The following is an 18,519-nucleotide window of genomic DNA, read 5'->3' on the forward strand; positions in this document are numbered from 1 at the left end:
GCAAATAAACGACGCTTGAAGTTCCTTCGCCCAGCCTGGCGTCAACTGCCAGAGTTCACCGCTGATTCAATTTCCGAAAGTTGAGTCTATTAGTTAAACAGAGTCGAGAGATAATCCAGGGGTGCATAGAACTTTTTCCACTGAGTCCAGCCGGTCTCTGAAAAGCCCTCTTCCAGTGGATAACCATAAACGGCGTAGTTTGAAAGACTATTAATAACAGCAAAAGTCAACGCAGGCACGAGAGTGACACCGGCTTTGATAAACAGGTTGTTTGAGGTTATCTTCGAACTGTGCAGCGTAAGCGAGGCTCCGACTCCGCCCAGGACTGAGGCTCCAGCTCCGGCCAGGGATGCGGCTCCGACTCCGTCTAAAACATTGGCTCCGGCTTCGGCTCCGTCTAAAACACTGGCTCCGGCCCCAGTCATGGCTCCAGCTAAGGCTCCTGCTCCAACTATGACTATGGCTCCGGTTCCGGCTATGGCTCCGGCTATGGCTCCGAGTCCGTATGATGCTCCGATTATAGCTCCGGCTCCGGTTACGGTTATAGCTACGGCTCCAGCTACAGCTACAGCTACGGCCCGTGTTTGTCCGCCGACATCAACTGTTAACACTGATACAATTCCCGAGAAGGTACCCGCAATCGCAGCGCTGACAACAGAAGCAAGAGTGGCTTTTGCTGGACTGAGGCCTTTATAGATCATGGCTTCATAAGCGACAGTCCCTGCAACAGCTCCATTAGCCACAGACAATAATGTGTATTCCAAAGCCGCATACCGTTCGATTGAAATATTCCTCACGCTCATTTTTCTTAGAGTTAGCGCCGAAATAGCACCGGCTCCAGTGCTTGATACCGCCCCGGACGCAAGGTAGATCAAGACTGCGACAGGTATCATCTCCTTCGTTTCCGCAATAGCGGCATAAGCTGCCATTCCTGCACCAGCAAAATACAGGGGTTTCCACCAGCGCTGTTCCAAGGGCCAGGGAGACACATGCCCGGCCAGCGCCACTTCGGTGGTGGTCATCACGGGGGCCAGCTGCAAGCAAAAATCCGTTTTCAACTTCTCCAGCTCCTTTGTATCCGATTCAGCCAGATCATATTTGCTTGAAAGCCCGGAGACTATTCCCGCTGTTTTACATACGCCCCACCATATGCCCAGGTTGAGCAGGGTAGACAAAGAGAATCCTGCAATGCTTCCCGTTAACTCAAGCCCGTTTGCCACCAGTGCGGTGTCATTTAAAGGCTCAAGAAAATCAAAATCATTTTGTAAGGGGGGACCGGCCTGTGCCGTCGTATAAAACAAACACAAAAGGAATGGAAACAGGTTAAATGACTTTCTCATGGTGATTTGCCAGATGCAGCTACTGAACCGGAAATATAGACCCTAAATGGAGGTATGGATGACAAAATCCTTAACTACCAAGTGCGGTGCAAATAAGGCAGCAAACACAGATTAAGGCTCTGTTACCGAGGTCTCACCATGGCCTGATGGTTCAACTCCCTGTTAACTTCAGGGGCACTTCGAGTCAATGAATTTGAAAGTTGAGTCTGTCATTTAAACAGAGTCGAGAGATAATCCAGGGGCGCATAGAACTTTTTCCACTGAGTCCAGCCGGTCTCTGAAAAACCTTCTTCCAGTGGATAGCCATAAACAGCGTAGTTTGAAAGACTATTGATAACAGCAAAAGTCAACCCAGGCACCAGAGTGACACCGGCTTTAATAAGCAGGTTGTTTGAGGTTATCTTAGAACTGCGCAACGTAAGCAAGGCTACGACTTCGCCAAAGCTAACAGCTCCAGCTCCGGCTCCAACTACGACAACAGCTCCCGCTCTTAACCCTGCTGTGGCTGCAATTATGTCTGGAGCTGTGGCTGCAGCTATGGCTGTGGCTGTGGCCATGGCTGCAGCTATGGCTGCAGCTGAGGCTGCGGCTCTTGCACCGACTCCTAAACCGACTCCTACTCCAGCTAATGTTCCGGCTAGAGTTCCGATTCCGGCTTTGACCTCTTTCCGTCCGCCCGTATCAATTGTTAAGAATGAAATAATCCCCGAGAAGGTACCCACAATTGCTGCGCTGACAACAGAAGCAAGAATCGCTTTTTCTGGCCTGAAGTCTTTATGGATCAGGGCTTCATAGACGACAGCGCCTGCCATAATCCCATTCATCATAGAGAATATTGCGTATTCCCCAAGCTCATACCATTCAGCTTTCATATCCCTTACGCTCATTTTTCTTAGAACTAACGCCGAAATCGCGCTGACTCCAGTTCTTGTTAACGCTTCGGAAGTAAGGTAGGTCAAGACTGCGACAGGTACCTGCTCCCTCGTTTCCGTAAAAGCGGCGTAAGCTGCCATTCCTGCACCGGCAAAATACAGGGGTTTCCACCAGCGCTGTTCCAGGGGCCAGGGAGACACACGCCCAGCCAGCGCCACTTCGGTGGAGGTCATCACGGGAGCCAACTGCAAACAAAAATCCGTTTTCAACTTCTCCAGCTCTTTTGTATCCGATTCAGCCAGATCATATTCGCTTGAAAGCCCGGAGACTATTCCCACTGTTTTACATACACCCCACCATATGCCCAGGTTGAGCAGGGTAGACAAAGAGACTGCAGCAATGCTTCCCGTTAACTCAAGCCCGTTTGCCACCAGTGCGGTGTCATTAAAAGTCTCAAGATAATTAAAATCATTTTGTGAGGGGGATCTGGCCTGTGCCATCGTATAAAGCAAACACAAAAGTAACGAAAAAAGGTGGAATGACTTTCTCATGGTGATTTGCCAGATGCAGTTACTGAACGGGAAATATAGACCCTAAAAACAGCTATGAATGACAAAATCCTTAACTACAACGTGCAGTGCAAATAAGGCAGCTAACACATACTGAGGTTCTTTTACCGCGGTCTCAGCAAGGCTGATGGTATACTTCCTGTTAGTCTCAGGGGCACTTCGAGTGTCTGTCATCTAAACAGAGTCGAGAGATAATCCAGGGGCGCATAGAACTTTTTCCACTGAGTCCAGCCGGTCTCTGAAAAGCCTTCTTCCAGTGGATAGCCATAAATGGCGTAGTTTGAAAGACTATTGATAAGAGCGAAGGTCAATGCAGGCACGAGGGTGACACCGGCTTTGATAAACGGGTTGTTTGGGGTTAGGGTTATCTTCCAACTGCCCAACATAAGCAAGGCTGAGAATCCGCCTAAGGCAATGGTTCCGGCTCCGATTCCGCCGTCGATTCCAATACTGACTTCTGCTGAGGCTCCAGCTCCAGCTGCGAGTCCGGCTACGGCTCCGGCTCCGGCTCCAATTCCGACTACGGTGCCTGCACATGCTCCTCCTCCGGCAACAGCTCTGACTACAGATTCGATTGTGGCTGTGGGTGTAACTTCAGGTCCGAATCTGGCTAAGCCTAAGGCTAAGACTCCAGCTCCGATTCCGACTATGGCTCCAGCTTCGATTCCGGCTAAGGCTCCAGTTACGATTATGGCCAGGGCCTCTGTCTGTGCGTCCACATCAATTGTTAGCATTGAAATGACTCCCGAGAGGGTACCCGCAATCGCTGAGCTGACAACAGAAGCAAGAGTCGCTTTTGCTGGACTAAGGCCTTTATAGATGATGGCTTCATAAACGACAGCGCCTGCCATAACCCCATTAATCGCAGAAAATATTAAGTATTCCCGCGCAGCATACCTTTCAGCTTTAATATCCCCCACGTTCGTTTTCCTTAGAATTAACGTCGAAATAGCGCTGGCTCCAGTTCTTGATATCGCTTCGGACGCAAGGTAGGTCAAAACTGCGACAGGAACATGCTCCCTCGTTTTCGTAACACTGGCGTAAGCTGCCATTCCTGCACCCGCAAAATACAAGGGTTTCCACCATCGCTGCTCCAGGGGCCAGGGAGATAGATTTCCAGCCAAAGCCACTTCGGTGATGGTCACCATGGGGGCCAGCTGCAAACAGAAATCCGTTTTCAACTTCTCCAGCTCTTTTGTATCCGATTCAGTCAGATCATATGTGCTTGAAAGCCCGGAGACTATTCCCGCTGTTTTGCATACACCCCACCATATACCGAGGTTGAGCAGGGTAGACAAAGAGACTCCTGCGATGCTTCCCGTTAACTCAAGCCCGTTTGCCACCAGTGCGGTATTATTTAAAGGCCCAAGAAAATCAAAATCATTTTGTGGGGGGGGACTGGCTTCTGCCGTCGTATAAAGAAAACACAAAAGTAAAGGAAACAGGTTGAATGACTTTCTCATGGTGACTTACCAGATACACTTACTGAACGGGAAATATAGACCCTAAACAGAGCTATGGATGACAAAATCCTTAACTACAACGTGCGCGGTTCAGATATGGCAGCAAACACATATTGAGGCTCTCTTATTGGGTCTCACCACTGCCTGTTGGTTTACTTCCTGTCAACCTCAGGGACACTTCGAGTAAATGGATTTGAAAGCTGAGCCTGTCACTTAAACAGAGTCGAGAGATAATCCAGGGGCGCATAGAATTTTTTCCACTGAGTCCAGCCGGTCTCTGAAAAACCTTCTTCCAGTGGATACCCATAAACAGCGTAGTTTGAAAGACTATTGATAACAGCAAAAGTCAACGCAGGCACCAGAGTGACACCGGCTTTAATAAGCAGGTTGTTTGAGGTTATCTTAGAACTGCTCAACATAAGCAAGGCTGCGACTCCGCCAAAGGTAAAAGCTCCAGCTATGCCTCCAGCTACGGCTACAACTCCCGCTCTGAAATCGGCTGTGGCTACGGCTGTGGCTGCACCTGTGGCTGTGGCTATGGCTGCGGCTATGACTGTGGCTTTGGCTGCGGCTCCGACTACTGCTCCGGTTCCGACTACTGATCCGGCTCCGGCTACAGCTCCGGCCAGAGCTCCCGCCAGAACTCCGATTCCGGCTTTGGCCTCTGCAGGTTTGCCCACATCAATTGGTAATAATGAAATAAAACCCGAGAGGGTACCCGCAATCGCTGCGCTGACAACAGAAGCAAGAATCGCTTTTGCTGGCCTGAAACCTTTACGGATCATCGCTTCATAGACGACAGCGCCTGCCATAACCCCATTAATCACAGACAATATTGCGTATTCCCCAGCCGCATACCATTCAGTTACCGCATCCCTTACGTTCATTTTTGTTAGAACTAACGCCGAAAAAGTGCTGGCTCCAGTTCTTGATATCGCTTCGGACGCAAAGTAGATCAAGACTGCCACAGGTAAGTGCCCCTTCGTTTTCGTAGTACTGGCATAAGCTGCCATTCCTGCACCGGCAAAATACAGGGGTTTCCACCAGCACTGTTCCAGGGGCCAGGGAGACACATGCCCGGCCAGAGCCACTTCAGTGGTGGTCACCATAGGGGCCAGCTGCATACAGAAATCCGTTTTCAACTTCTCAAACTCCTTTGCATCCGATTCAGTCAGATCATGAGTGCTTGAATGCCCGAAGACTATTCCCGCTCTTTTACATACACCCCACCATATACCCACATTGAGCAGGGTAGACAAAGAGACTCCAGCAATGCTTTTCGTTAACTCAAGTCCGTTTGCCACCAGTGCGGTGTCATTAAAAGACTCAAGAAAATCAAAATCATTTTGTGAGGGAGGACTGGCCTGCGCCATCGTATAATGCAAACACAAAAGTAAAGGAAAAAGGTTGAATGACTTTCTCATGGTGATGTGCCAAGTACATTTACTGAACGGGAAATGTAGACCCTACAGAGCCAGTGTGTCCCCGATATCGGGAACGGTTTTTAATACCCTGAACTCTTTGTCGAAACAGGCCAACAAGTCCAAGTCAAGATTAACGATGATTTAAACCATGGCATTCGGGAAGAAATTAAGCATCAAGGCGCCCAAACAAACGACACCTGACCCGCCTCTGCCTGGTTTGCCGGTAGCTGGCAGAGTTCACCGCTGATCCAATTGCTGACAGTTAAGCCTGTCAGTTGAACAGAGTCGAGAGATAATCAAGAGGCGCATAGAACTTTTTCCACTGATTCCAGCCGGTCTCTGAAAAGCCTTCTTCCAGTGGATAGCCATAAACAGCGTAGTTTGAAAGACTATTGATAACAGCGAAAGTCAATGCAGCTACCAGAGTGACACCGGCTTTGATAAACGGGCTGCTTGAGGTTATCTTCGAACTACCCAACATAAGCGAGGCTCCAACTCCGCCGAGGGCTGAGGCTCCAACTCCAACTCCAACTCCGACTCCGACTCCGACTCCGGCACCGAGTCCGGCTGTGGCTATGGTTCCGGCTAAGACTCCGGCTCCGGCTCCGGCTACGGCTCCGGATAAAGCTCCGGTTATAGCTCCGGGAAAAGCTCCGATAGCTCTGGTTCTGGTTAAAGCTCCGGTTACCGCTCCGATTCCGATTACTGCTCCGCTTACAGCTCCGGTTATGGCTCCAGCTTCACTAACAACCCCGGGCTTTGTCTGTTCGTCCACATCAATTATTAACCCTGAATAAATTCCCGAGAGGGTACCTGCAATCGCTGCGCTGACAACAGAAGCAAGAGTCGCTTTTGCTGGCCTGAAGCCCTTATAGATCATGATTTCATAGGCGATATCCCCTACCATAAGCCCATTAACCACAGACAATATTGCGTATTCCCCAGCCGCATACCATTCAGTTGCAATATCCCTTACGCTCATTTTTCTTAGAATTAACGTCGAAATAGCGCCGGCTCCGGTTCTTGATACCGCTTCGGACGCAAGGTAGGTCAAGACTACGACAGGTACCTGCTCCCTCGTTTTCGTAAAAGCGCCGTAAACTGCCATTCCTGCACCGGTAAAATACAGAGGTTTCCAGAAGCACTGTTTCAGGGGCCAGGGAGACACATGCCCGGCCAGCGCCACCTCGGTGGCAGTCATCACGGGAGCCAGCTGCAAACAAAAATCCGTTTTCAACTTCTCCAGTTCCTTTGTATCCGATTCAGCCAGATCATATTTACTTGAAAGCCCGGAGACTATTCCCGCTGTTTTACATACGCCCCACCATATGCCCAGGTTGAGCAGGGTAGACAAAGAGAATCCTGCAATGCTTCCCGTTAACTCAAGCCCGTTTGCCACCAGTGCGGTGTCATTTAAAGGCTCAAGAAAATCAAAATCATTTTGTAAGGGGGGACTAGCCTTTGCCGTCGTATAAAGCAAACACAAAAGTAACGGAAACAGGTTGAATGACTTTCTCATGGCGATTTTCCAGATGCAGCTACTGAACCGGAAATATAGACCTTTAACAGAGCTATGGATGACAAAATCCTTAACTACAACGTGCAGTGCAAATAAGGCAGCTAACACATACTAAGGTTCTTTTACCGCGGTCTCAGCAAGGCTGATGGTTTACTTCCTGTTAGTCTCAGGGGCACTTCGAGTGTCTGTCATCTAAACAGAGTCGAGAGATAATCCAGGGGCACATAGAACTTTTTCCACTGAGTCCAGCCGGTCTCTGAAAAGCCTTCTTCCAGCGGATAGCCATAAACTGCATAGTTTGAAAGACTATTGATAACAGCGAAAGTCAACACAGGCCCCAGAGTGACACCGGCTTTGATAAACGGGTTGTTTGGGGTTATCTTCCAACTGCCCAACATAAGCAAAGCTGCAACTCCACCTGAGATAGCTCCGGCCAGGGCTACAGCCGTGGCCCCGTGAGCAACTCCTGCTGGGGCTGAGGCTGAGGCTACAACCATGGTTCCGACTAAAACTCTGGCAAACGCTACGTCTGCAGCTCCCACTCCGACACTGGCTCCAAATGCCAGAATTCCGGCTAGAATTCCGACTCCGGCTACAGCCTTTGTCTGTCCGTCCACATCAATTGTTGACAATGAAATAATTCCCGAGAGGGTACCCGCAATTGCTGCGCTGACAAAAGCAGCAAGAATCGCTTTTTCTGACCTGAAGCCTTTATGGATCAAAGCTTCATAGACGACAGCGCCTGCCATAAACCCATTAATCACAGACAATATTGCGTATTCCCGAACCGCATTCCATTCAGTTGCAATACCCTTTACGCTCATTTTTCTTAGAATTAACACCGAAATGGCGCTAGCTGCGGTTGTTGATAACGCTTCGGACGCAAGATAGATCAGGACTGCGACAGTTGTGTATTCCGCAGTCGCATACCATTTAGTTGCAATAGCACTTACGGCCATTTTTCTTAGAATTGACTCCGAAACAGCACTGGATCCAGTTCTTGATTCCGCTCCGGACGGGGGATAGATCAGGACTGCGGTATATAGCTGCTCTATCATTTTCGTGGTAGTGGCGTAAGCTGCCATTCCTGCACCGGCAAAATACAGGGGTTTCCACCAGCGCTGTTCCAGGGGCCAGGGAGAAACATGCCCGGCCAGCGCTACTTCGGTGGTGGTCATTAGGGGGGCCAGATGCAAACAGAAATCCGTTTTAAACTTCTCCAGCTCCTTTGTTTCCGATTCATCCAGATCATGTGTGCTTGAGACTATTACCGCTGTTTTACATACACCCCACCATATCCCTATATTGAGCAGGGTAGACAGAGAGAATCCAGCAATGCTTCCCGTTAACTCAAGCCCGTTTGCCACCAGTGCGGTGTCATTAAAAGGCTCTAGAAAATCAAAATCACTTTGTGAGGGAGGTCTGGCCTGTGCCGTCATATAAAGCAAACACAAAAATAACGGAGACAGGCTCAATGACATTCTCATGGTGATTTGCCAGATGCAGTTACTGAACCGGAAATATAGACCCTAAACGGAGCCTTTGATGACAAAATCCTTAACTACAACGTGCAGTGCAAATAAGGCAGCTAACACATACTGAGCTTCTTTTACCGCGGTCTCAGCAAGGCTGATGGTTTACTTCCTGTTAGTCTCAGGGGCACTTCGAGTGTCTGTCATCTAAACAGAGTCGAGAGATAATCCAGGGGCGCATAGAACTTTTTCCACTGAGTCCAGCCGGTCTCTGAAAAGCCTTCTTCCAGTGGATAGCCATAAATGGCGTAGTTTGAAAGACTATTGATAACAGCGAAAGTCAACGCAGGCACCAGAGTGATACCGGCTTTAATAAGCGGGTTGTTTGAGGTTATCTTAGCACTGCCCAACATAAGCAAGGCTGCGACTCCGCCAAAGGTAAAAGATCCAACTTCGGCTCCAACCAGGGCTGCAAGTCTCGCTCTGAATCCGACTGGAGACGCGGCTGGAGCTGTGGCTGCGGCTGTGGCTGTGGCTGCGGCCGCGGCTGTGACTGTGACTGTGGCTGTGGCTCCGGCTCCTAATCCTGCTCCTGCTCCTGCTCCTGCTCCGAGTCCGACTCCTACTCCGGCTACAGCTCCGGCTAGAACTCCAACCCCGGCTTTGGCCACTGCCTCTCCGCCCACATCAATTGTTAACAATGAAATAATTCCCGAGAGGGTACCCGTAATCGCTGCGCTGACAACAGAAGCAAGAATCGCTTTTGCTGGCCTGTGACCTTTATGGATCATGGCTTCATAGACGACAGCGCCTGCCATAAACCCATTAATCAAAGACAATACTGCGTATTCCCCAGCCGCATACCATTCAGTTACCATATCCCTTACGCTCATTTTTCTTAAAGCTAATGTCGAAATAGCGCTGGCTCCAGTTCTTGATACCGCTTCGGACGCGAGGTAGATCAAGACTGCGACAGGTACGTGCTGCCTCGCTTTCGTAACAGTGGCATAGGCTGCCATTCCTGCACCGGCAAAATACAGGGGTTTCCACCAGCGCTGCTCCAGGGGCCAGGGAGATACATGCCCGGCCAGCGCCACTTCGGCGGAGGTCACCAGGGGAGCCAGCTGCAAACAGAAATCCGTTTTCAACTTCCCCAACTCCTTTGTATCCGATTCAGCCAGATCATATGTGCTTGAAAGTCCGGTCACTATTCCTGCTGTTTTACATACACCCCACCATATACCCATGTTTAACAGGGTAGACAAAGAGACTCCTGCAATGCTTCCCGTTAACTCAAGCCCGTTTGCCACCAGTGCGGTGTCATTGAAAGACCTAAGAAAATCAAAATCATTTTGTGAGGGGGGTCTGGCCTGTGCCGTCGCACAAAGCAAACACAAAAGTAACAGAAACAGGTTGAATGACTTTCTCATGGTGATTTGCCAGATACAGTTAATGAACGGGAAATATAGACCCTAAACGAAGCCATGGATGACAAAACCCTCAACTATAAAGTGCGGTGGAGATAAAGCAGCTAACACACTTGAGCCGAACTCCGTCAAGGACAAATAAATGCCCTTGGGTTTCCTGTCTTTAATACCTGAAGCATTGGGCATTAGTTTTTTACGACGGCTGCAGCGGGTATTATCCGGTGATGTCCGGTTAAGTGGCCAGCTCACTGTCAGTGGTGACTTTTTATGTCTCAAACATCGGAAAGGATCATAATTCGGGGGACAAATCCGTGATATCTTTCACGATTACCAGACGCTGTTGGTTGGGCAGTAACAGACGTTTGAGCAACTGCCTGTAAAAAGCTTGCAGCCAACAGGATAAGCAAACCCGCAATAGACCGGCCCTTTGCAATGCCCATAACCACTCTCCAGAATTCCGGCTTTGGATTCTTCACTTGGTGATCTGACCTTGCTGACCCTATTTGCTGATACTGGGCTTTGATACGCTGCACAGGAATGTCAGGTGTCTTCTCGCTAATCCCAGAGGATCATCAGCGGATTGATCTGGTTGCCAGACTGTTTGGTGGTTATTCATGATCATAACTCTTGGAACGCATTCGTGGCATCACTTACTGGAACGGGTGGTTTCCTCTTGAACTTCTTAAGGACTAAGACTGAAACCGCAACAACCAGGGCCACAACACCCACTGTAATAAGCCCAATACACCACTCTGGGAATTCTTCAGGGAATGAAGGCGACAGGTTCTCAGGATACAGAAAAATCACCTGCATCCGGACATGCCGGGTACCCTTCTCAATATCGGCGTCTGCAACTGCCAGATAGGCGTTATTGCCCACAAAAACCGGGCGCATTGACCTTGTTGCCGGGATCTTGAATGCGGTGTCAAAATGATGGACATTGACCTGATTTTCATAAGTAATGACAGTCAGTTGTCCATTACTGTTGTAAATAATGGCGTGCAAACAATTTTTCGCAGTCACCAGTCTAACGGTTAAAAACGTACCAGATGTGCCTGAAGAAACACGAATCGTATCGTCAATAATAAAAGCGCTATCCATTTGTCCATTGTCAGTGGCGAACCGGCGAATGGAGAGCTTCTCTGATGCAGGGTTGAATGCGGCAACATAAACATGGTTCTTTTGAATCAGAATGTCCTGCAGACTGTTGTCACTTTCGATGTTTGTGTCAATTACTATCTCTTTGCCATTGTATCCAAAAGAGACAGCAGGATTGAGTTGTTTTTTTTCGAACTGTCTTATAAATACAGGATAGGGCGCATTTTTACCGCCACTGATGCCTGTTACATAAAGGTGCTTGCCATCTGGGGAAACCCTCAAAAAAAGTCCTCGTTCCCCGTCGTTCTTAAAACATTTTTCAGGAAACGTGAGTCGTTGTTGATGATAACTGCTCATCAACAGTTTGTTATTGATTTTTCCTGTTAAATACATGACCCCCTGATGATGAGCAGTATCATTAATTTGAACCCCTTCAGGAAATACCTTGTCGTGTACGCTGAATCGTGCCCTGTATCCCTGGCCGACAATTAACGGAAACTCCAACAGAACCGTTTTTCCAGACGTTGGCGTTGCAATAATGTCAAGGTGCGAACCCGTAGTTTCGTGAATAACCTGTCCAGCCAGAGACTGATAGGAAGCCAACCTTCTGAAACTGCTGGCAGAGGTTGTGTAAGTCACAATGCCGCAAAGACCAAATTGTTTATCCAGTTCAGAGCCTTTATAACGTGCCAGATTAACCTTTTTGGTATGCGACTCAGGCTGAATGACAACGTATATCTTCTCATTTTTTGCATCATACGCTTGAAACAGGGGTATTCCTTCTGGCTGCGGGCAACTACCCGGCAGGCTGGGCGCTTTTGTATTGTGAGGCAGGGCTGTATACGACGATGAATGCCTGATCAGCGTCGAATTTTCTGATGGAGATCCCGAAATGGTTGTAGAAGCAGTGGTTAGTTTACTGGTTGAGAGACGTGTAGATGACGATGTTGTAGCTGATGCTCTTATACCGATCCGATAAATCCTGACCTTTTCATCTTTCCCCCCGACTGCCAGCAGGGTGCCGTCGTGATTATAGTCAACGCTCCGTATATCGTCTTTCGCATCAGAGATGATGTACACGGGGCGTAGTGGATTTATCGCCTTGGACGCAATGGGCGGGGGCAGTTTGGTGTGCAGGAGGCCAGATGTATTCGACATGTCATATATCCTGACCCTTCGATCACCCGACCCAACTGCGAGCTGGGTGCCGTCGTGATTGAAGTCGATGCTCATGATCCAGTCTTTCGCATCGGACAGAACACGCGGCGCAATGGACAGGTCATTCGGGTTATAAATCCTGACCCTATTCCAGATCTTATTATCACTTCCCCCAGTTGCCAGCTGAGTGCCGTCGTGGTTGTATTTAACGCTCCGTACCTGACCATTTGAATCGTCAAGGATGAATGGGGAAATGGACAGATCCCCCAGATCATAAACCCTGACCTTTTTATCTCTCCCTCCCACTGCCAGCTGGGTGCCGTCGTGGTTGTAGTCAACGCTCATTACCCATTCCTTTGCATCGGACAGAATGTGCGGGGAAATGGACAGGTCATTCGGGTTATAAATCCTGACCTTTTGATCTTGCCCACCCACTGCCAGCTGGGTGCCGTCGTGATTGTATTTAACGCTGCGTACCTCTCCTGCCGCATCAGACAGGGTAGCAAGGGGGGTGGACGGGGACACTGGGTCATAAATCCTGACCTTTTTATCATTCCCCCCGACTGCCAGCCGGGTGCCGTCGTGGTTGAAGGCAACAGACCTCACCCAGTCTTTAAAATCGTGCAGGGTATGCAGCAGTCTGGGCCTCGCCGGGTCACTCATATCAAAGATTTGTACGGGGCCTGAAAAAGGGCATCCGGGATCAACAGTGCCGGAACCCATTCCCACAGCCATGAGCATACTGTTCATATTCCATGAGACACTCATAACCCTGTGGGGCCCACAATATCTTGGTGGGACAACGCCTCCTGTGGGTGTTGGAGCGGTGGTTACCGGCAACACGTTCGGATCTATACTAATCACATGGATCAATAGAGGGCGCAAGCTTGTAATACCAGACGTTGTTGGCTGGATTGTATACGACGATGAATGTCTGGTCAGCGTTGAATTTCCTGATGGAGATCTCGAAATGGTTGTAGAAGCAGTGGTAGGTTTACCGGTTGAGGGACGTGCAGATGGCGTAGCAGTGGTGAGTTGACTGGTTGAGGGACGCGCAGATGACGATGTTGTCGCTGGCGCTCCTGTAGGGACCTGATAAATCCTCACCTTTCCATCTTCCGCCCCGACTGCCAGCAGGGTGCCGTCGTGGTTGTATTTAACGCTCCGTACAACATCTGTCGCATCAGAGAGGGTGTACAAAACGCCAGGTAGATTCAACATGTCATATATCCTGACCTTCTGATCAGCCGACCCGGCGGCGAGTCGGGTATTGTGGTGATTGAAGTCAATGCTCATGACCGTGTTTGTCGCCCCCCACAGAGTATACTTCGTGCTGGCCAGGTTCTTTGTGTCATAAACCCCAACCCTTTTTTCCTTTTTATGAAGATCACTTCCCCCAATTGCCAGCAGCGTCCCGTCCTGGTTGAATTTAACGCTCCGCATTTGACCAAGCCAAGGGATCACAGCTTGTGGGGCAATGGATAGATCCCTCGGGTCATAAACCCTGAGCCTGTAGTCTCTTGATACCATTGCCAGTTCGGTGTCGTCGTGGTTGTAGTCAATGTCCATTACCCAACCTCGTGAATCGGTCAGAATGGTCGGGCGAATGGTCAGGTCCCTTGGGTCATAAATCCTGACCTTTTGATCTTGCCCACCCACTGCCAGCTGAGTGCCGCCGTGATTGTATTTAACGCTGCGAATGGGGCCTGTCGCCTCGGACAGGGTGGCAAGAGGGGTGGACGGGGACACTGGGTCATAAATCCTGACCTTTTTATCATCCCCCCCGACTGCCAGCCGGGTGCCGTCGTGGTTGAAGGCAACAGTCCTCACCCAGTCTTTAAAATCGTGCAGGGTATGCAGCAGTCTGGGCCTCGCCGGGTCACTCATATCAAAGATTTGTACGGGGCCTGAAAAAGGGCATTTGGGACCAGCGCTGCCGGAACCCATTCCCACAGCCATGAGCGTACTGTTCTTATTCCATGAGACACTCATAACCCTGTGGGGCCCACAATGTCTTGGTGGGACAACGCCTCCTGTGGGTGTTGGAGCGGCCGTTACCGGCAACATATTCGGATCTATATTAATCTCATGGATCAGTTGAGGTTGCATTGTTGGCCGGGCAGTAACAGCCGTTTGAGCAACTGCCTGCATACAGCTTGCTGCCAATAAGATAACCAAACTCACAATAGAACAGCTCTTTGCAATACCCATTGCCATTCTCCAGAGTTCTGTCAATAGACACTTCACTTCGTGGTCGAGGAAGCCAGTATGGTTTAAAAACCTTTACAAACATCCTCTACAAAAACGAATGAGAGCAAAGTAAGAGTCGTAAAGTTGATTGCTGAAATAATGCTTGCGTTGAAAGCTACTTTCATTCTTTGAAAGTAGAAATGCAGCTTTGTACGCCTATGATGAATGGGGCAGAAGATGCGTCAGGCAGTGTTTGAATATATTGAAATTGATTATAGTCAGACGCGTCAACACAGTTCTAACGGGTATGTGAGTTCTGAAAAATATGAGTAGACAGAAGCAGTTTAATCCAGCGTTACTTTTATACTGTCTCAGATCAAGTGTTCTCCGGCACATAAAAAAAGACCTCGGTCACACAATACCTGAAGTATTGTTGCCGAGGTCTTGTTTGTCAGAGTTGTCGCTTTATGTCATCGCTAAACGTTTTATGTCAGAATATGCACATATGGATGCCAGCTTTAAGCAGTATGAATTCACTCAAGGTATGAACCTGCAGGAACAGGTACCCTTTGATGCCCAGGCTCTGCTGGATGAGATTCAAGCCAATTCAACCATTAATGAAAAGCAGGGTTTTGTACAGAACCTGCCCCAGACGACCATAGAACAGCAGTTGCAGGACTACATAACCAAACCAGAATTCTGATGCAACAGTAGGTGAAGTGCTGGGCTTACAGGTAGTCAAGGTAAAGCCACCGACTCCTCTGTCGGCAGGCCTGCCCTATAAAGTGTTGGTCACCAGCGAACGCTTTGCAGAAGTACCAGAAAAACTGCGACACAAATTCAAGTACCAGCTACAAACCCAACTCTATGGCAACCCGGATGGGGATGTCAGCCTGTTTAACTTTGAACAGCCCACCGTCAAGCTGGCCGCTAAAAAACTGGCCCTGTCCTTCCGTCCCAGCACAGAAGAAGACGAAGCGATTATTGAAAGCTACCTGCCTCAGCCAAACGACGATGGCAGCCCGATAGACCCATCACAACTGCCGGATACTCTGCCCGGCTACCTGATCGATATGACGGCTGAATTCACTCTGGATGGTGAGGTAGAACTCACTGCCGGAGCAGGGAAAATGGGGTTAAAAACAGTTCGCAGAAATCTATTATAATCCAAAACTATCTTATAAAATCTCAAGCATTGATAAGTGATTACTGAAGATAGGTGAGGCAGCTCGTTTACATGGTACAGAACCAGTAACACTACGAAAATCGGAAAGCACAGGTGAGCTGCTTCCTGCCAGAAAGACCAAAGGCGGAGCTCGTTACTACGACGTGTCTGAATTGATGGGCTACAGTAACGAAGCTGCGCCTACGCTTTGCTATTGCAGAGTATCCGGTCACGACCAAAAGCCAGACTTAGACAGGCAGCAAGAGTTACTGGAAGCCTGCTGTTCTGAAAAAGGTTGGCGAACTCAGGTTATACGAAAAAATGCTTGAGACTTTGCGAGATGTTGTTAGCTCACAAGATTGAACTCAGACCGACAAAACAACAAGCCGATTATCTTGATAGAGCTTGTGGTTCTCGTCGTCATGCGTTCAATCAACTGTTAGCCCATTTCAATCAAGAAGGCGTTAAATGGTCAAAGAAGGCTGCGAATGAAAAATACCAAGAACTCAGGCTTGAGTTTCCCTGGTATGCCGAAGTCAGCCAACGTGTGACCAGGAACACAATCGACGATCTTCATGACGCCTTTACTCACTTCTTTCGTCGGGTGAAGAAAGGAGAAAAAGCAGGTTATCCAAGATTCAAGAAGCGAGGACTACACGACAGCTTTTCTCTCAGAGAAAAACCCAAGTTCGATGTTGATGGCAGAACACTTCGCATTGAGAAACTGAAAACCCGCATCAAGATGCGCCAAGAGCTGAGATTCACAGGAACACCCTGTCAGGTGACGATCAGTAAGCGAGCCGGAAAGTATTTCGTTTCTATTTTGGTAGACACTCAGGATTACGACCCAAAAGCACAAAGCCGTGAGTCTGTAGGCGTTGATTTTGGCATCAAAGGTTTAGCTATTTGTTCGAATGGCAAAACCTTTGCTGCTAATCAGAAACTGAAAGGCTCTCTGAAACGCCTTAACAGGAAACAGAGGGCGTTAAGCCGCAAAACAAAGGGAAGCAACCGCTATGTGAAAGCCAAGCGAGCGGTTGCCAAACTGCATTACCGGATAAGTAACCAGCGATCAGCCGTACTACATGAGGTAAGTGATTATCTGACGTCAAGATTCAAAATAATCACCCTCGAAAATCTGAATGTCAAAGGCATGGTAAAAAACCGCAAACTGGCAAGAGCAATCAGTGACGCAGGTTTCGGTAAGCTGAGAGAACTGGTTGAATACAAGGCAGAGCTGCGAGGATGTCAGGTTGTGATTGCAGATCGGTTCTTTCCCAGCTCGAAGAAATGTGCAGTTCATACTTGCGACTACGTAAATGACAATCTTACTCTGTCTGATCGTGAGTGGCGGTGTCCAAAATGTAAAACTCTGCATGATAGGGATTACAGTGCGAGTTTTAACCTTGATAATTATGGTCGAGACAGGTTACAGCTCGACCCTAAACCCTACGCAAGAGTGGAGTTAGACACGATTCGTCGTGCATCCATGTTGACGGCGTAGATAAGTCTAAATAATTGCAGATTATGTTAGATTTTTAGTAGCAGTCAGAGTTGTACAGTACACTGGGCCTGTATTCACCAACACATGGATGGATAACTGTGAATAACAAACCGGTAGCGGGGGAGTATCGGGCTATTGGGTTGGATTTGCAGGGAATGTCCGCAGAGCAGGCTACTGAGTTACAGAAGAAAGTAGAAGAAACAAAGTCCCGAGTAGATGCATCAGATCTGACAGGAATGACCAAACACGATCTGGTGGGGGATATTGTGTTCTCGACCATATTCGGCTACTTCGGTTTAAATGATATTCAGGATCAGATTTCGGCACAATCCAGTGATATGGTTCAATACCGTGCCCCCAGTTTTGGCCTGTTTATGACTAGCGTCACACCTTTATACTGGTTTGGTATACCCAGGGAGGTAAAAATGGGTGGACTGGTTATGGATGTGGATAACTATATGACCATGGCCCGCTGTGTCATAGGATAGTTGTCCCGCTCACTGATTAACCAATAAAAGCTAGGGAGCGTTCTTATCTAACCAGACGATCAATTTACTGACGTTGCCATGCTAACCAGATCATGATGGCTGCTATCTGAAGCATTCCCATATAATTGCGTGCCAAGCGTTCATAGCGAGTTGCAACTCGCCGAAAGTTCTTGAGCTTTTGGAATAGTCGCTCAATTAGATTTCGCTCCTTGTAGATTTCTTTGTCATATTTTCGCTGATCTATCCTATTTCGCTTTGGAGGAATCACTGCTTCAGCACCTGACTTCTTGACCTCGAGGAGGAATGCATTTGAGTCATATCCCTTGTCAGCAAGAACGAAGTCCGCTGAAAACCCCTCTATCAGGGCATTTGCCTGTCCGTACTCTGATGCTTGTCCAGCTGTGAGAATGAAGCGAACAGGATTACCAAGTGCATCCGTCGCAGCGTGGATCTTGGTTGTTAAACCTCCCCTTGATTTTCCAACTGCTTCGGCACTGTTATCCGTTTTTTTGGAGCACCGTGTTGATGAACACGGGTGATTGATCCGTCAACCATGAGGTATTCCATATCACAATCCTGACTCAGTTCTTCAAAGACTTGATTCCATATTCCTTTCAAGCTCCAGCGACTGAATCGGTTGTATATATTGTGCCAATCACCGAACTCTTCAGGCATGTCTCTCCAAGGTGCTCCGGTACGAGCAAGCCAGAGAATCGACTCAATGAATAACCTGTTGTCAGCTGTTGGTCCGGGGTCAGAGACTTTACCGGGAAGCATGTCTTTGATCCGATCCCATTGTTCATCTTTGAGTACTGTGCGAGTCATAGCA

Annotated in this window: 14 protein-coding genes; 5 read left to right on the forward strand and 9 right to left on the reverse strand. The window is 48.7% G+C overall.

Annotated elements, in window-relative coordinates; genetic code table 11:
- Window positions 1-89 precede the first annotated feature (89 nt).
- The 8 genes from P6910_RS22975 to P6910_RS23010 all read right to left on the reverse strand — a co-directional run bounded on the left by P6910_RS22975 (window position 90) and on the right by P6910_RS23010 (window position 14,527).
- On the reverse strand, window positions 90-1,340 hold the full coding sequence (locus P6910_RS22975) for a hypothetical protein (RefSeq protein WP_317143580.1): 1,251 nt from the start codon (window positions 1,338-1,340) through the stop codon (window positions 90-92).
- A 209-nt stretch (window positions 1,341-1,549) separates the two neighbouring features.
- On the reverse strand, window positions 1,550-2,764 hold the full coding sequence (locus tag P6910_RS22980; protein WP_317143581.1) for a hypothetical protein: 1,215 nt from the start codon (window positions 2,762-2,764) through the stop codon (window positions 1,550-1,552).
- A gap of 188 nt (window positions 2,765-2,952) precedes the next feature.
- Window positions 2,953-4,245 (reverse strand): hypothetical protein, encoded by a 1,293-nt coding sequence (locus tag P6910_RS22985; protein ID WP_317143582.1) that lies wholly within the window; start codon window positions 4,243-4,245, stop codon window positions 2,953-2,955.
- A gap of 209 nt (window positions 4,246-4,454) precedes the next feature.
- A complete protein-coding gene (locus P6910_RS22990; RefSeq protein WP_317143583.1) occupies window positions 4,455-5,618 on the reverse strand; it encodes a hypothetical protein in 1,164 nt (387 codons plus the stop codon).
- Between the two features lie 322 nt (window positions 5,619-5,940).
- Window positions 5,941-7,188 carry a hypothetical protein gene (locus P6910_RS22995; protein ID WP_317143584.1) on the reverse strand — a complete coding sequence of 416 codons (1,248 nt, stop codon included), beginning with the start codon at window positions 7,186-7,188 and terminating at the stop codon, window positions 5,941-5,943.
- Window positions 7,189-7,376: 188 nt separating this feature from the next.
- Window positions 7,377-8,675, reverse strand: a complete 1,299-nt coding sequence (locus P6910_RS23000; RefSeq protein ID WP_317143585.1) for a hypothetical protein — start codon at window positions 8,673-8,675, stop codon at window positions 7,377-7,379.
- A 188-nt stretch (window positions 8,676-8,863) separates the two neighbouring features.
- A complete protein-coding gene (locus P6910_RS23005) occupies window positions 8,864-10,090 on the reverse strand; it encodes a hypothetical protein (RefSeq protein ID WP_317143586.1) in 1,227 nt (408 codons plus the stop codon).
- A 615-nt stretch (window positions 10,091-10,705) separates the two neighbouring features.
- Entirely contained in the window at window positions 10,706-14,527 is a 3,822-nt protein-coding gene (locus tag P6910_RS23010; RefSeq protein WP_317143587.1) for a hypothetical protein, read from the reverse strand.
- 493 nt (window positions 14,528-15,020) lie between these two features.
- Between P6910_RS23010 and P6910_RS23015 the strand changes: the two genes are divergently transcribed.
- From P6910_RS23015 to P6910_RS23030, 5 genes are read left to right on the forward strand one after another with little or no spacing between them, the layout of a single operon-like run.
- Window positions 15,021-15,236 (forward strand): hypothetical protein, encoded by a 216-nt coding sequence (locus P6910_RS23015; RefSeq protein ID WP_317143588.1) that lies wholly within the window; start codon window positions 15,021-15,023, stop codon window positions 15,234-15,236.
- Between the two features lie 16 nt (window positions 15,237-15,252).
- Window positions 15,253-15,699 (forward strand): hypothetical protein, encoded by a 447-nt coding sequence (locus P6910_RS23020; RefSeq protein WP_317143589.1) that lies wholly within the window; start codon window positions 15,253-15,255, stop codon window positions 15,697-15,699.
- A 49-nt stretch (window positions 15,700-15,748) separates the two neighbouring features.
- Complete coding sequence (locus P6910_RS26975; protein WP_410493948.1) at window positions 15,749-16,027, forward strand: IS607 family transposase; 279 nt, start codon at window positions 15,749-15,751, stop codon at window positions 16,025-16,027.
- An 11-nt stretch (window positions 16,028-16,038) separates the two neighbouring features.
- Window positions 16,039-17,202, forward strand: a complete 1,164-nt coding sequence (locus P6910_RS23025; protein WP_317143590.1) for an RNA-guided endonuclease TnpB family protein — start codon at window positions 16,039-16,041, stop codon at window positions 17,200-17,202.
- A gap of 50 nt (window positions 17,203-17,252) precedes the next feature.
- On the forward strand, window positions 17,253-17,690 hold the full coding sequence (locus tag P6910_RS23030) for a hypothetical protein (protein ID WP_317143591.1): 438 nt from the start codon (window positions 17,253-17,255) through the stop codon (window positions 17,688-17,690).
- 64 nt (window positions 17,691-17,754) lie between these two features.
- Here P6910_RS23030 and P6910_RS23035 read toward each other — a convergent pair.
- Window positions 17,755-18,515 (reverse strand): IS5 family transposase gene (locus tag P6910_RS23035; RefSeq protein ID WP_317143592.1). Its coding sequence is split into 2 segments (ribosomal slippage): window positions 17,755-18,191 and window positions 18,191-18,515, totalling 762 coding nucleotides; the frame shifts between segments, so codons are not numbered across the junction.
- Between the last annotated feature and the right edge of the window lie 4 nt (window positions 18,516-18,519).

Source organism: Endozoicomonas sp. 8E (genome assembly GCF_032883915.1).
Taxonomy (GTDB): Bacteria; Pseudomonadota; Gammaproteobacteria; order Pseudomonadales; family Endozoicomonadaceae; genus Endozoicomonas_A.

Excerpts from the sequence above, each read along its gene's own strand:
- P6910_RS22975 (WP_317143580.1), bottom strand. The coding sequence starts at position 1,340 with ATGAGAAAGTCATTTAACCTGTTTCCATTCCTTTTGTGTTTGTTTTAT.
- P6910_RS23025 (WP_317143590.1), top strand. The coding sequence starts at position 16,039 with ATGTTGTTAGCTCACAAGATTGAACTCAGACCGACAAAACAACAAGCC.
- P6910_RS22990 (WP_317143583.1), bottom strand. The coding sequence starts at position 5,618 with ATGGCGCAGGCCAGTCCTCCCTCACAAAATGATTTTGATTTTCTTGAG.
- P6910_RS22995 (WP_317143584.1), bottom strand. The coding sequence starts at position 7,188 with ATGAGAAAGTCATTCAACCTGTTTCCGTTACTTTTGTGTTTGCTTTAT.
- P6910_RS23015 (WP_317143588.1), top strand. The coding sequence starts at position 15,021 with ATGTCAGAATATGCACATATGGATGCCAGCTTTAAGCAGTATGAATTC.
- P6910_RS22985 (WP_317143582.1), bottom strand. The coding sequence starts at position 4,245 with ATGAGAAAGTCATTCAACCTGTTTCCTTTACTTTTGTGTTTTCTTTAT.
- P6910_RS22980 (WP_317143581.1), bottom strand. The coding sequence starts at position 2,764 with ATGAGAAAGTCATTCCACCTTTTTTCGTTACTTTTGTGTTTGCTTTAT.
- P6910_RS23005 (WP_317143586.1), bottom strand. The coding sequence starts at position 10,090 with ATGAGAAAGTCATTCAACCTGTTTCTGTTACTTTTGTGTTTGCTTTGT.
- P6910_RS23000 (WP_317143585.1), bottom strand. The coding sequence starts at position 8,675 with ATGAGAATGTCATTGAGCCTGTCTCCGTTATTTTTGTGTTTGCTTTAT.